The sequence below is a fragment of the Candidatus Gracilibacteria bacterium genome (assembly GCA_028687475.1).
GTDB lineage: Bacteria > Patescibacteriota > Gracilibacteria > BD1-5 > UBA2023 > STC-74.
In genome coordinates this window covers 128,240-144,474 of the sequence record JAQUAB010000002.1, presented here as the reverse complement: position 1 = coordinate 144,474, position 16,235 = coordinate 128,240, and the positions used below count along the sequence as shown (strand labels likewise).

Annotated in this window: 5 protein-coding genes and 1 tRNA gene; 4 read left to right on the top strand and 2 right to left on the bottom strand. The window is 43.7% G+C overall.

Annotated elements, in window-relative coordinates:
* Nucleotides 1-946 (top strand): hypothetical protein (locus PHY14_03485; protein MDD2693970.1); only part of this gene is annotated, 946 nt, incomplete at its 5' end.
* A 25-nt stretch (nucleotides 947-971) separates the two neighbouring features.
* Nucleotides 972-12,323, top strand: coding sequence for a hypothetical protein (locus PHY14_03480; protein MDD2693969.1), 11,352 nt, complete (start codon nucleotides 972-974; stop codon nucleotides 12,321-12,323).
* Nucleotides 12,324-12,401: 78 nt separating this feature from the next.
* Here PHY14_03480 and PHY14_03475 read toward each other — a convergent pair whose 3' ends face one another.
* Complete coding sequence (locus PHY14_03475; protein MDD2693968.1) at nucleotides 12,402-14,168, bottom strand: ABC-F family ATP-binding cassette domain-containing protein; 1,767 nt, start codon at nucleotides 14,166-14,168, stop codon at nucleotides 12,402-12,404.
* A gap of 123 nt (nucleotides 14,169-14,291) precedes the next feature.
* Between PHY14_03475 and PHY14_03470 the strand changes: the two genes are divergently transcribed.
* Nucleotides 14,292-14,366: transfer RNA gene (locus tag PHY14_03470), tRNA-Asn, on the top strand.
* A 54-nt stretch (nucleotides 14,367-14,420) separates the two neighbouring features.
* Here the strand turns inward: PHY14_03470 and PHY14_03465 are convergent.
* Nucleotides 14,421-15,785, bottom strand: coding sequence for a GspE/PulE family protein (locus PHY14_03465; protein MDD2693967.1), 1,365 nt, complete (start codon nucleotides 15,783-15,785; stop codon nucleotides 14,421-14,423).
* A gap of 75 nt (nucleotides 15,786-15,860) precedes the next feature.
* On the opposite strand from PHY14_03465, the gene PHY14_03460 reads away from it, so the two are divergent.
* A complete protein-coding gene (locus PHY14_03460; GenBank protein MDD2693966.1) occupies nucleotides 15,861-16,235 on the top strand; it encodes an RNHCP domain-containing protein in 375 nt (124 codons plus the stop codon).

Genomic DNA, 16,235 nt, shown 5'->3' with positions numbered 1-16,235 from the left:
TTCATGAGTCTACTACAATCCTGCGAATGGACTTCTCGAGGGATTTGGGCATAGTAGTGCTCTCGGATATATCCCATTCTATGGGTATGCTGGATCTCCTGTAGACACAGGCACAACGAGTCAGACAGGTATCACTATCGATGGAATCAATGTGAACTTCATCGGAAAAATCGCAATTATCGGAAATGTCGCAGGGACGCGTATCTATAACATGACGAATCCGAATGTCGGATACGTCTATAATTCATCCAATCAAGCAAGTATCCTCAATACTATCAAAAAAAATGTGGCCCTCATATCTCGAAATATTTCGAGTACAGTACTCGATGTTGGTACTGGATTGAAGTTCATCTATCAGCAATCACCAATATATGACTATGATACGAATTTTGGTTGGATATGGCCGACAGGGAAACGCTCTATCATCATAGAAGGGAAGGATATCGTATTGAGTCAGGCAACCATCGGAGATTCGACAGCTACTGAACCGAGAGCTATCATAGCACTCAAGGATATCAATGGAAATGGAGGAAATATCGTCATCACTCGAGATGTGAAGAGGATATATGCATTTCTTTATGCAGAATGATCTATCTTTTCTGGTGAGAAACCAACAACTGTAGATCCTATTTTCTCATATATTCAATCTGGTGCATGGAATATCCCAGCACAACAACTCTATATCAAATGATGACTCATATCGAAAAATACGATCGGATGATCCTATCAGGCTCCTCCTGTGTGTCCAATTATTCTAACTACTTGTACTCCAGGTATTGCGCAGCTCTATGACTTGAACTTTTTCCGTACATATGACTATACGTATACTAATCAGAAATCTGTTCCTTATGAGGATGTTCGTTTCGAGAAAGCCTCTATGGTTATCGAATATAACAACCTCATAGCGTCGGATCCTCCGCCAGGATTGGAATCAGTTATTCAATAGTTTTTATCTCTTCTTCCTACTGTTTATGCGCCGTTCATATCTCACATTATCATTCGTTCTCTGCACGATGATAAGTACTAGTCTCTTCAGTACTACGACTTCCGCACTCACGTACCCAACATGAGTTCCAGCGGGAGAGATAGCTGGGGGAACATATCGGAATTATTTCGATAATATGTTTCCCGGGTGTACGACACCATGATATGCTATCAGTGCCTTCACTTCGACAGGAGTGCCTATCTGTACTGCACCAGGTGTCGGCGGATCAGCGATATCTATCCCGAATGCATACCCAGGGGACACACTTCGCTACAATGGGACTGAGTGGATTCGCAATGATTTTCTCTATAATGATGGAACAAAAATCGGAATCAATACACAGTCTCCAATAGCAACACTTGATATCATAGGAAGCATCAAGATCACTGATGGAAATCAGTGAGCTGGGAAAGTTCTCGTCTCTGATGGCAATGGTCTCGCCACTTGGGCAAGTCCTGGAGCTGCTACGAATCAGGTGTGTCCATGAACATGATCTGGCAACACTTGTTATGGTATCGGTGCGATGAATTCCAACTCTTCAGGAAGCTATAACACTGCCAATGGTCAGAATACTCTTTATTTCAATACTACAGGATCTTTTAATACTGCGAATGGCTATGGATCTCTCTATTCTAATACGATAGGATATCAGAATACTGCGAACGGCGTAGAGGCTCTTCGAAATAATATTACAGGATATTCCAACACTGCCAATGGTGTCAATGCCCTCTACTCCAACACCACAGGAAATTGGAATACCGCGAATGGAAATAATGCTCTCTATTTTAATACCACATGATACTCCAATACCGCGAATGGAAATAGCGCTCTTTTTTCTAATTCTACAGGATCTTTTAATACCGCGAACGGAAATGGTGCCCTCTTCTCCAATACTATAGGAACTTCCAACACTGCCAATGGTGCCAATGCTCTCCGTAGTAATACTACAGGAACTTCCAACACTGCTGATGGTCAAGCGTCTCTTTTCTATAATACAACAGGAAATTGGAATACCGCGAACGGAAATGGTGCCCTCTTCTCCAATACTACTGGAAATTCGAACACTGCTGTTGGGGTAAGCTCTCTCTATTTCAACACTATAGGGTACAACAATTTGGCAAATGGTGTCGCTGCTCTCTATTCTAATACGATAGGAAATGCTAATACTGCGAATGGTGTAAATAGTCTTCGTAACAATACGACATGAAATGCTAATACTGCCAATGGATCACATTCACTTTTCTCCAATATATCATGAAAAAATAATGTTGCTCTAGGGTCAGATACTCTCAATAATCAAACTACTCTTCTTGTTTCGGGAACTATTTCTGCTTCTACTCCACAACAAGTTACTATATCACAAGCACTTCCATGAGTATCCCCAGGAGACTATGTATTTGTTGATAGTTCAGGAAGTACTATTTCTGGTCTCTGAGATACTGTCATGAAGGTTATCAATACTACCACTCTCGAACGTCTCCCGGATCATCCAGATATCGGAACTACTGGTACGGCAACTATTAGTGTCATCAATCGACTCAACAATATCAATATAGATAATATGGTTGCCATAGGATATAGAGCTGGAAATGTCTCATCTGGTGGAAGTGGTACTATCCTCATCGGTGCCAATGTCCAAGCACCAAATGCTACAGCACAAAATCAGCTCAACATCGGTAACTGGATCTATGGAAATGATGGAAATATCGGTATTGGAATGGCTAATCCAACGCAGAGATTCGAGATATTAGGATCTTCTTCTAGTGTTTATCCTTTTGCTATAGGGAATAGTAGTTATGTGCCTCTCACAAGTGGATCACGATTAGTATTTGGTTTTGGATCATCTACAGGAAATACCTATGCCCGGATTTTTTCCCAAGTTTCAGGTGGCGCTTCTATCGGTAACCTGGTATTAGCAGATAATGGTGGCAATGTTGGTATCGGAACAACTTCTCCAACTGCCAAACTCGATATCACAGGAACTATCAAGATCGCTGATGGAACACAATGAGCAGGGAAGATCCTCGTCTCTGATGCGAATGGTCTCGCGAGTTGGTCTACACCTGATGCATCTACGAACCAAGTCTGTCCAGGAACAGGAACGAATAATACATGTTATGGCATCGGTGCCCTCTACTCCAATACGACCGGATATCAGAACACTGCAATCGGGCGAAATACTCTCTACTCCAATACGACTGGATATCGAAATGTTGCCAATGGATACAATGCCCTTTTTGCGAATACAACAGGGGTCTCTAATGTCGCCAATGGATATAGTGCTCTTTTTTCTAACACGACAGGAGTCAACAATACTGCGAATGGAGCAGGGGCTCTTTTTTCTAACACGACAGGAGTCAACAATACTGCGAATGGTACCAGTGCTCTCTATGCGAATACTACGGGTGCATGGAATACCGCGAATGGATACAATGCTCTCCGATACAATACTACTGGAACCTCGAATGTCGCCAATGGTGTAGCTGCTCTTTTTGCGAATACCACAGGTGAACGCAATGTGGCAAATGGATGATCGAGCTTGAATCATAATATCACAGGAGGACGCAACGTCGCAAATGGTATTTATGCTCTCCAGTATAATATCTCTGGGAATGATAATGTCGCCGATGGATATTCTTCTCTCCAGAGTAATGTCATAGGTAATCGAAATATTGCTATTGGTTCTTTCGCATTAACCAACCAGACAAGTCTCCTCACGTCAGGTACTATCTCCGCTTCTACTACACGAAGGGTGACTATATCACCAGCACTCTCATGAGTATCTGCAGGGGATTATGTCTATATGAATGGTACTGGAAGTACTATTTCAGGACTCTGAGATAGTGTCATGCTCGTGATCAATGCTACTACCCTCGAGCGTCTCCCTGATCATCCAGATATCGGAACTACTGGTACAGCATTCATCAGTGCTATCAACCGAGTCAACAATCCAAATGGTGAAAATATGATCGCTATCGGATATGGAGCTGGAAATACTACATCTGGTGGAAGTGGTACTATCCTCATCGGTGCCAATGTCCAAGCACCAAATGCTACAGCACAAAATCAGCTCAACATCGGTAACTGGATCTATGGAAGTGGAGGGGATATATCAGTATGATCGCCAGAGTTTGTGAATGCAAAGTTTAGCACAAAGGGAAATTACATCCGTAATGGAGGTGATTCTGGTTCATACGATCCTCATCATGCTACAATGGCAAGTTTTGAAAAATTCTCATCGTTTTTTACCTTTACATGATGAAGCGCGGCACATATTAGTTTGAGTCAAAATAATTTTCCACTTGCTCGTATTGGTACAATAGCGAGTCTATCTTCATGAATCCCTACAGGTCATTCTTTTTATATTACTACGGATTTGGCTACTAATAATGCATGGAGTAATCCACAATTTGTAATCACCTCTTCTGGTACAGTCGGAATCGGAAATGCTACTCCAACTGCGAAGCTCGATATCGCAGGCAACATCAAGATCGCTGACGGTAGCCAATGATCTGGAAAAATCCTCATGAGTGATGCGAATGGTCTCGCGAGTTGGTCTACACCTGGTGCATCGATGAATCAGGTATGTCCAGGAACAGGATCTGGTAATACGTGTTATGGTATCGGTGCGATGAATTCCAACTCCACAGGAAGCTATAATACTGCTATAGGATATCGAACTCTCTATACTAATACTATAGGAAGCTACAATACCGCGAATGGTATGTATGCTCTTTTTTCCAACACAACAGGGACTGGAAATGTTGCCAACGGCACATATACTCTCTTCTCCAATACTTCAGGATCCCAGAACACTGCCAATGGGAATAGTACTCTCTACCTCAATACCACAGGATCCCAGAACACTGCGAACGGATATATAGCTCTCCGATATAACACCACAGGATCTCAGAACACTGCCAATGGAGTTGGTGCTCTTCATGATAACACAACAGGAAGCTACAACACCGCGAATGGTGTCAGTGCCCTCTTCTCCAATATCACATGAGAATACAATACTGCTAACTGAAAATCCGCTCTTCTCTACAACACTACAGGAAATTATAATACTGCGAATGGTGCTAACTCCCTTCAGAGTAATACCTCATGAAACCATAACACTGCGAATGGACAAGCAGCACTCTATTCTAACACCACTGGTATCAATAACACCGCGAATGGTCAGAGTGCCCTGCGTTCCAATACTACAGGAATGAACAATGCTGCCAATGGATATGCATCCCTCTACTCCAACACTACAGGAAACTTTAATACTGCAAATGGTGTGAGTGCTCTGCGTTCCAATACCACAGGAGACTACAATGTTGCCAACGGATATCAAGCTCTCTACTCGAATTCCACAGGAAGTTATAATGTAGTAAGTGGTGTCAATGCTCTCTTCTCCAACACAACAGGATATTCCAACACTGCCAATGGAAATAGTACTCTCTTCTACAACACAATAGGATACAACAATACTGCCAATGGTAATAATGCTCTCTACTCCAACACTACAGGAGCATACAACACCGCGAATGGTGCATATTCTCTCTTTTTCAATACCACAGGAAACTATAATGCTGTGAATTGATCTTCTGCTTTTTCTTCGAATGTCACAGGAAGTCAGAATACTGTCCTCTGAGCCTCTGCTCTCAATAATCGCACGACACTTCTCACTTCTGGTACCATCTCCGCTTCTACTACACGAAGAGTGACTATATCTCCAGCACTTTCATGAGTATCTGCAGGGGATTATGTATTCGTAGATAGTACAGGAAGTACGATAACGTGGCTCTGGGATAGTGTCATGCTCGTGATCAATGCTACCACCCTCGAACGTCTTCCTGATCATCCAGATCTCGGCACTACAGGAACAGCTACTATTGTCTCTATCGCTCGTCTCAACAATCCAGATAGAGACAATATGGTGGCTATAGGATATGGAGCTGGAAATGTCTCATCTGGTGGAAGTGGTACTATCCTCATCGGTGCCAATGTCCAAGCACCAGATGCTACTGCACAGAATCAGCTCAACATCGGTAACTGGATCTATGGAAATGATGGAAATATCGGTATCGGAACAGCATCACCTGTAGCTACTCTACATCTGAGCGATGGCAATACGGCAACATCATCACTTATCACGAGTGATAAGCTCCTGTTCAGCTATCAGAATACCTCTGCAGGAATTGCTGGACTGGTTGCGTCTGATACAGCAGGAACTCGTCCTGTATTCAAGGGAACCCGTTCGCGTGGTACACTTGCCAATCCGACAGGAGTATATGCGGATGATGATATCTTCACGTGGCTTTCTGCAGCGTTCGATTGACTCGATACACAGGCGACAGCAGGAATCTTCTTCAAAGCAGATGGTGATGCTTCTCCAGGAGTTGCTCCTCAGAGAATTTCTTTTGTCACATCAGAAACAACAGGGTTGGCTCGCACAGAGAAGTTCACAATAAAGGCAAACGGTAATGTCGGAATCGGAACAACCTCTCCAACCGCGAAGCTCGACATCGCAGGTAGTATCAAGATCGCTGACGGAAGTCAATGAGCAGGAAAAATCCTCATGAGTGATGCGAATGGTCTCGCGAGTTGGTCTACACCTGGTGCATCTACGAATCAGGTCTGTCCTGGAACAGGAGCAGATAATACGTGTTATGGTATCGGTGCGATGAATTCCAACTCTACAGGATATGAGAACACTGCAATCGGAAAAAATACTCTCTACTCCAACACGACCGGAAAGTGGAATACTGCCAATGGTAGTAACGCTCTCTACTCCAATACTACTGGTGTCAACAACACCGCGAATGGTACGAATACTCTCTACTCCAACACGACCGGATACAACAACACCGCGAACGGTGTAGATGCTCTCCAATACAATACTTCAGGATATTGGAATACTGCGAATGGTGCCAATGCTCTCCGCTACAACACCACTGGATTCGAAAATACTGCGAATGGAGAAGCTGCCCTTTTCTCCAACACCACAGGGAACTACAACACTGCGAATGGTTTCAGTGCTCTACGTTTCAATACAACGGGATATAGCAACACTGCCAATGGTGTCAATGCTCTCTACTCCAATACCACAGGAAGCTTCAATGTTGCGAATGGTGCAAGTGCTCTCTATTCTAATATCAGTGGAGCCAACAACACCGCGAATGGTGTAGAAAGCCTTCTCAGTAATACTACAGGATACAACAATACCGCGAATGGAGCGAGTGCCCTTCGTCTTAATACGACAGGATATTCCAACACCGCGAATGGACTCAATGCTCTCCGTAATAATACCACAGGATATTACAACACCGCGAACGGACAAGCCGCTCTCTACTCCAACTCTACAGGAAGCTACAACACCGCGAACGGACAAGCCGCTCTCTACTCCAACACCACAGGATACAACAACACCGCGAATGGTGCAAACTCCCTTCTTTCCAATACAACAGGATTTCAGAATGTCGCCAATGGTCACAATGCACTTCAGGCAAATACTACCGGTTATTATAATACCGCGAATGGACAAGCAGCTCTTTTCTCTAATATAACAGGGTTCGATAATACTGCCAACGGACAAGCAGCTCTCTACTCCAACACGACAGGAAACTACAACACCGCGAATGGTGTCCGAGCTCTTCAGGCAAATACCACAGGATACAACAACACTGCGAATGGTCATGTTGCTCTCTATCTCAACACCACAGGATACAACAACACCGCGAATGGTATGAATTCTCTCTACTCCAACACCACAGGATACAACAACACCGCGAATGGTGTCAACGCTCTCTATTACAATAATTGAGGTTCTAACAACACCGCCAATGGATATAGTGCTGGGTCGAATCTCACCTCTGGAGACAACAATATATTCATCGGATACAACGTACAGCCGAATATCTCGAATACTGGTAGTAATCAGCTCAACATCGGTAACTGGATCTATGGAAATGGAGGAAATATAGGAATCGGGGTTGCTAATCCTGACACGAAACTACAAGTAGCGAACGGAGGTTTCTCTACGGTAGGTACTACTACACGACGTTATTATGATGTTGCAGAATATGATGGTGGAGCGAATCAGGTAGGTACAATAGTCATCAAATTGCCAACCACTAAATTGAACTCGAGAACCATGTTGAGCATAGTTGTACGATGATATGACTATTCTGGTGCTGGTGCATGGGAACTTCAGATTGGATGATACAATTATACGAGTGGATGGATCAATACGCGAGCAGTTGCTACAGGTCGTACACCATTCACGAGCGTACGTCTGTGATACGATGGTACTTCGAATGTCATACTTCTCGGAACAACATCTACTACATGGCAATATCCGAAAATAGTCGTTTCAGAGGTTATTGCAGGTTTTGCTAACTACAATGGTTGGTGAACAGATTGGTCAACATCTATTACTCAGAGTGAGACAGGAATCACAGTAACAGCGACTCCAAGTCTGGATATGGTCACAAGTACCACTGGAAATATCGGTATCGGAACAACCACTCCAACTGCCAAGCTCGACATCGCAGGTAGTATCAAGATCGCTGATGGAACGCAATGAGCAGGAAAAATCCTCATCTCTGATGCGAATGGTCTCGCGAGTTGGGCAAGTCCTGGTGCTGCCACCAATCAAGTCTGTCCTGGAACAGGAAATGGGAATACGTGTTATGGAATCGGTGCAATGAATGCGAATACTACAGGATATTACAACACTGCTGTTGGTTATGCGAGTCTTCAATCCAACACCACAGGATTTCATAATACTACGTTTGGGTATCAATCTCTTATCTCGAATACTACAGGATATTACAACACTGCTAATGGATTCCAATCTCTTTTCTCCAATACTACAGGTGTTTCCAATACAGCATATGGAAGAGTCTCTCTCTACCATAACACGACAGGACAAAACAACACTGCTAATGGTGCATCCACTCTCTACTATAACACGACAGGATACCATAACACTGCCAATGGGTCTACCAGTCTTACTTCTAATACTACAGGATATCAGAATACCGCGAATGGTGTCAGTGCTCTTTCCTCGAATGCGACAGGATATCAGAACACTGCCAATGGATCTTTTTCTCTCTTCTCGAATGTCACAGGCAATCAGAATACGGTTCTCGGTGCTTCCGCTCTCGATAATCGCACTAATATTCTCTCATCAGGTACTGTTTCTGCTTCGACTACTCGTCGTATCACTGTATCACCAGCACTCTCATGAGTATCTGCAGGGGATTATATCAATCTCAGCACGACCGGCAGTACTATATCAGGACTCTGGAGTACTACTATGCTTGTTATCAATTCTACCACTCTCGAGCGTCTCCCTGACCATCCAGACTTCGGTACAAGTGGTACCGCTATTGTTACCAGTATCCAGAAACTCAACAATACAAATAGGGACAATATGGTCGCTATCGGATATGGAGCTGGAAATGCTATATCTGGTGGAAGTGGCACTATCCTCATCGGTGCCAATGTCCAAGCATCAAATGCTACTGCACAGAATCAGCTCAACATCGGTAACTGGATCTATGGAAATGGAGGAAATATCGGTGTTGGAGTAGCTACACCGATAGAAAAACTCGATATTGATGGAGATGTATATATACGATGATGATGATGAACTATCGGAGGTTCGAGTGTGGCGAATGCTAATCTACGTATAGGATCGAATCTCGGTCTGGATACCAATGAGATATATTTCGATGGTATAGATGGAAATATCGGTGTTATCGGAGCATATGCCCTGTCATTCAATGTGAACGGTAGTGGTCGTATGAAGATACTCTCGAATGGTAATATCGGAATCGGAACTGCTGTTCCAACTGCCAAGCTCGACATCGCAGGTACTATCAAGATCGCTGATGGAACGCAATGAGCTGGGAAAATCCTCATGAGTGATGCGAATGGTCTCGCGAGTTGGTCTACACCTGGTACATCTACGAATCAAGTCTGTCCAGGAACATGATCTGGTAACACTTGTTATGGTATCGGCGCGATGAATTCCAACACAACAGGATATTCCAACACTGCCAATGGTGTCCAAGCTCTCTATTCCAATACGACTGGTGTCAGCAACACTGCCAATGGTATAAATGCCCTCTTCTCCAATACAACAGGGTTCAATAACACCGCGAACGGTGTAGTTGCCCTCCAATACAACACCACAGGATATTGGAATACCGCGAATGGTGCCAATGCTCTCCGCTACAATACTACAGGATTCGCTAATACCGCGAATGGTGAAGCTGCTCTCTTCTCCAACACTACAGGAAACTATAACACCGCGAATGGTATGAGTGCTCTGCGTTCCAATTCTACAGGTTCTGCCAACACTGCCAATGGTTATCAGTCTCTCTTCAACAATACAACAGGATTGTGGAACACCGCAAACGGTCATGTTGCTCTCTACTCCAACACTACAGGATATGATAACACCGCGAACGGACAGGCAGCTCTCTACGCCAACACGATAGGAGTTCAGAACACTGCGAACGGTGTTCGCTCTCTTCAGGCGAATACCACAGGATCCAACAATACCGCGAATGGAAATGATTCTCTTTTCTATAACACCACAGGATCTGGCAACACCGCGAATGGAGCAGAGTCTTTACATAATAACTCCACAGGAAGCTACAATGTTGCGAATGGTTATCAATCACTCTACTCCAACACGACGGGAATGTGGAACACTGCCAATTGACATCAGTCCTTATATGCCAACACCACAGGATCCAACAACACCGCGAATGGTGCCAGCGCTCTCCTCTGGAATACGACAGGAATTTACAACACCGCGAATGGTTATCAATCTCTCTACTCCAACACCACAGGATATCAGAACACTGCGAATGGTACAGTAGCACTCTACTCTAACACGACAGGTTACTCCAACACTGCCAATGGTGTCAATGCTCTCTACTCCAACTCTACAGGGTCTTACAACACTGCGAATGGTGTCAATGCTCTCTATTCTAATACTACGGGAAATGCTAATACTGCGAATGGATATCAGTCACTCTATTACAATACCACAGGAACCAACAATACTGCGAACGGAAATAGTGCCCTCTACTCCAACACCACAGGATTCTTCAATACTGCCAATGGTGGTAGTGCACTGTATGCCAATACTATAGGAAATTGGAATACTGGGAATGGAGTAGGTGCTTTGAATGTGAATACTACATGAAGTGGAAATACTGCAAATGGTGTACTCGCTCTCCGAAAAAACACTACAGGAAATTGGAATACTGCAGATGGTGTCTATGCTCTCTGATCAAATATTACTGGTAACTACAATATTGCATTTGGATATGCTGCTGGAACTGGACTCACTTCTGGAGATAATAATATCTTCATCGGAGCGAACACTTCACCAAGCATCTCGAGTACTGGTAGCGATCAACTCAACATCGGAAACTGGATCTATGGAAATGGAGGAAACATAGGAATCGGAGATTCTGTTCCGAACTACAAGCTCGATGTTGCTGGTGATGTCTTCGTGAATGGATGGATCCGAACCAATGGTACAAAAGGTTGGTATAGTCAGACATATGGTGGAGGTTGGTTCATGCAGGATACGACATGGATACGATCCCACAATAATAAATCTCTCTGGATGGCTGATGGGCTCCTCGGGTCGCAGGGTGGACTCACCGTATGATATGGTGGAGCAGGTAGTACAGCAGGTGGGGCGATCATCGCAGGAGATGTAGGTATCGGAACATCAACTCCAGCCTACAAGCTCGATGTGACAGGAGAGGGTCGTTTCACGAGCAATATACGTGTAGAATGAAGTGTACTCACGAATAATATCATAGATCGCTGAGGTGCTCAGCTTGTCCTAAATGCTGGAGAATCAGCATCATACCCAACAGGACAAACGAATGAAATCATCTATCTCAATGCTGAAAGTGGTCTCGAAATCAATAGCTCTCCTGATAATTGGACTAGTGGTTGGGCTGGAAGAAAAACAGCCACCATCAATGATGCGAATGGAAACTCATCATTCCCAGGAAATATCGCTGTCAATGGTACATTCAAGCTCGGTGCTACGGGTACTGCTACAACAGCTGCAGGAACATGTACTATCGCTTCGTCGACTATCACAACAACAGCAACAGCATATACATGTACTGGAATTCCAGCGAGTACTGCCGTGGCTGTCACATGTAATGGATCAGCAGCATTCACTACACCTGGTACAACAGCACTCTATTGTCGAGCGAATGGTACAGCAAATCAAGTTACATGTAACACTACTGTTGCCAATGCAGTAGCGATGACATATAAATGTATGTGGATGCAGTAAGCTCCTTCATTCATTGCCCGAAAATAAAATCCCCAATTGGGGATTTTATTGGCTTAATAGACAAAAGTTGATAGGTTTTTATTTTCTTCTGCGAGCGAACTTTTCTCGGATTCTTTTTGCTTCTTTGCTTCCGAGTTTTTCTTCGAGAACGAGATCGAGTTCTCCATCAGCGTTGAAGAGTGACATATCGAGTGAGATCCCATGCTCTTTTTTGTACTGATAGTCATCGTAGTTTCCATAGGAGATGATGAGTTCACCATCTTGGATTATCCAGAGCTTATTCGCGAGCTTGTTCACGAAGTAGCGATCATGAGAAATAAAGAGTACAGTGCCCTCATATTTCTGCATCGCTTGTTCGAGGGATTCTCGAGTCTCATAGTCGAGGTGATTCGTCGGCTCATCGAGAATGAGGAGGTGATACGGATTCTGACAGAGTATTGCGAAGAGGAGTCGTGAGCGTTCACCACCTGAGAGACTCGAGACTTTCTTCGATCCGTCATGATAGGCGAATCCATATTGTCCGATGATACCACCGACACGTTCCAGAGAATAGGGAAGTCCATGTAGAGTGAAGTTCTCGATAATTGTCATATCGCTTCGGAGGGATTCATGGAGTTGGCTGTAGTATCCGATACGTATTCATTTGGCGAGATTCAGATATCACTCGAGCACATGTGGATAGTTCTCGATGAGATGGTTCAGGATGTCTTCATTTTCTCACTCTACTTCCTCATAGTGTGCACTTCGGAGAATTGTCTTCAGAAACGTACTTTTCCCGACGCCATTTTCTCCGACAATCCCCACTCTCTCTCATACAGAGAGTTGCGCATCACGAACATAGAATAATGGTTCTTTTCGTCCGATGAAAGCATCTTCCACTTTGAGTATGTTTTCTGGTGCTCGTTCTTTTGGCGTTTCGAAACGAAATCCAATCTCACGTGTACGAATTGGTTGGTCGATGAGTTCTATTCTTTCGAGTTGTTTCTCGCGACTTTTGGCGAATCCAGCACGAGATCCTGCACGGAATCGATTGATGAGCGCTTTCTCACTCTCGAGCATAGTTTGTTGCTCTTCATAGGCTTTTTCTTCCCGCACCATCGCGAGTTTCTTTTGGTCGACAGAATATGAGTAATCTCCATGATAGATAGAGATGCCTTGTGGACCGAGGATTTCGATGACTTTTGTACAGGTGCGATCCAGAAATTCACGATCATGTGAGACGATCATGTATCCTCATTTCCAACTATTTTCGAGATATTTCTCGAGCCATTCGACACTCTCGAGGTCGATGAAGTTCGTTGGTTCATCGAGCAGGAGAAATTCAGGTTTCGAGAGAAGTGTTTTCGCAAGCGCAATCTTCGTGCGTTCGCCACCAGAGACATCCTGAAGCGTACGTTCCAGGAGATGGAAAATCCCAATACCACGAGCAACGCGCTCAATCTCGTTCTCATACGTGTATCCACCGAGGAGTTTGAATTGTTCGATGAGTTCCGTGTAGCGCTCATATTCTCCTGTTTCATTCATTTTCTCTTCCTCTTTTCTGATCTCATTCTCGAGCGAACGGATCTCTGCGAAAGCATCTTTCAGATCTTCGCGTACATTTCGAGACTCATCCATGAAGTGAATCTGTTCGAGATATCCGAGTGTGATACCGCCGATATTCTCGATATTTCACTGATATTCGGTGATATTTCCCGTGAGAATTTTCATGAAAGTACTTTTTCCGACACCGTTTTTCCCGACAATTGCTATTCGTTCGTCCGCATTAATAACTGTCGAAATCGGTCAGAGAATTATTTCTCACTTTTTCCCATAGGCGATGATGTTTATATTGAGATGATTCATAAATATTTTCTGAATTTCATTATTGTTCTCCTTGGAACCTCGATTGTAGGGAGAAATAGAAAAAAGTGAAAAAAATTTTTGACTTTCGTATCAAGTTTCATAATATGCTCCCGTTCCTTCCACTCCCCGATAGCTCAGCGGTAGAGCAACCGGCTGTTAACCGGTAGGTCATAGGTTCGAATCCTATTCGGGGAGCCACAGGGAACACAAAGAAAAACACACGTAATAGTGTGTTTTTTGTATATTTTTCAGTTATTCGATCACCTTGAAGAGCTCTTCCAGACTTGTTTTTCCTTGCATTGCCTTGAGTATTCCATCTTCTCGCATGAGCATGAGATCTCATTTTCGTGCTGTTTCGATGATTTCTCTCGGACTTGCTCCAGAACGGATAAGGCCACGAATCTCATCAGAAAAATTCATCACTTCATAGATTCCGAGGCGTCACTTATATCCGGTCATTCCACACGCTTCACAACCTTTCGAACGATGGAGTGTATAAGCATCTCGCTTGGCTGCGAGACCTGCGATTCCGATATCTTTGAGCATCCACTTGATGATATCGACTTGACTCGCATCTGCCTCGTAGGATTCGATACAGTGTGGACAGAGTCTTCGTACGAGTCGCTGTGCGATGATCACATCAAGTCCAGAAGCGAGGATATAATTCGGAACTCCCATATTCATGAGACGTTCTATGGTTTCACCTGCACTTTTTGTATGAAGTGTCGAGAGAACAAGATGTCCCGTCATGGCAGCCTGCATAGCAATCGTAGCAGATTCGAGATCACGGATTTCACCGATCATGATGATATCAGGATCTTGACGCATAAGGGCTTTGAGTCCAGTAGAATAGGTATAGTTTTTTCGTTCATCGACTTCACTCTGGATAACACCAGGAAGTTCATATTCGATCGGATCTTCGAGAGTGATGATTTTTTTCTCAGAAGTATTGAGTGTGGTGAGCATGGAATAGAGTGTTGTTGTCTTACCACTTCCTGTCGGTCATGTGACAAGAATCGTCCCACTCTTTTTCCGCATACTCTTTTCGATCTGGCGCTTCGATGTCCACATGAAGCCGAGATCTTCGATTTTTGGTATGGATTTTGTGGAGTCGAGAATACGACAGACAGCATTTTCTCCATAACGAACAGGAAGTGTCGAAACACGGACATCGATTTTTTCTCCATCATCGGTGATACGGTATTTTCCATCTTGTGGTACTTCAGTGATGTTGAGTTTCAGGTCACTTTTGTATTTCAGGCGTTCCAGAAGGAGCTTGTATTCTCACTTTGTGAATGTGGTGATTGTTACGAGATCACCATCGATACGAAATCGTACAGCGATATCTGATTCAGCAGTATCGTAGTGTATATCAGAACTTCAGAGTCCGAGCGCACCACGAGTGATGACACTGAGGCAGGTTTCACTATCTTGTTGCCTGAGAAGAGCATGGAGTTGCTCAGCGAGTTCCGTTATATTCCCATACTGATTTGTTTGAGCATGTTTTTGTTTCTCTGCCTGAATCAGATCATGAAACTGCTCTTCATCTTTTATGGAGAGTTCGATTATTGGTTCTTCTGGGATTTTTGCTTGAGTTTTTTTGGCTTTTATAGGCATGGTTTTATCGTATCAGAAATAGCATTATTTTGCAAGTTTGGGATAAAAAAGGAAGAAAAATATCAGTAAATTTGTATGTTTTATGTTGACTTTTTTCTGATTTTCTCCAATCTCATGATAAATAACACCAAAAATATGGCATTCATCATGCGAAATGAGACATTTCTCTGTGAACATTGTGGAAAAGAAGTATCACTTCATCCGACTGGTTCAGCACGGAATCATTGTCCCTATTGTCTCTATTCCAAGCATGTTGATGAGGATTTTCCAGGCGATCGTGCCGCTACATGTTTTGGGCTGATGGAGCCGATTGGTACGGATTGGCGAAAAAATAAAGGAGATATGATTCGTCATCGCTGTATAAAATGCGGGAAAGAAATGCTCAATATAGTCGCACCAGATGATCACTTCATCGAATTCGTACGGCAGTGTAGAAAGATCCGAGAGTAA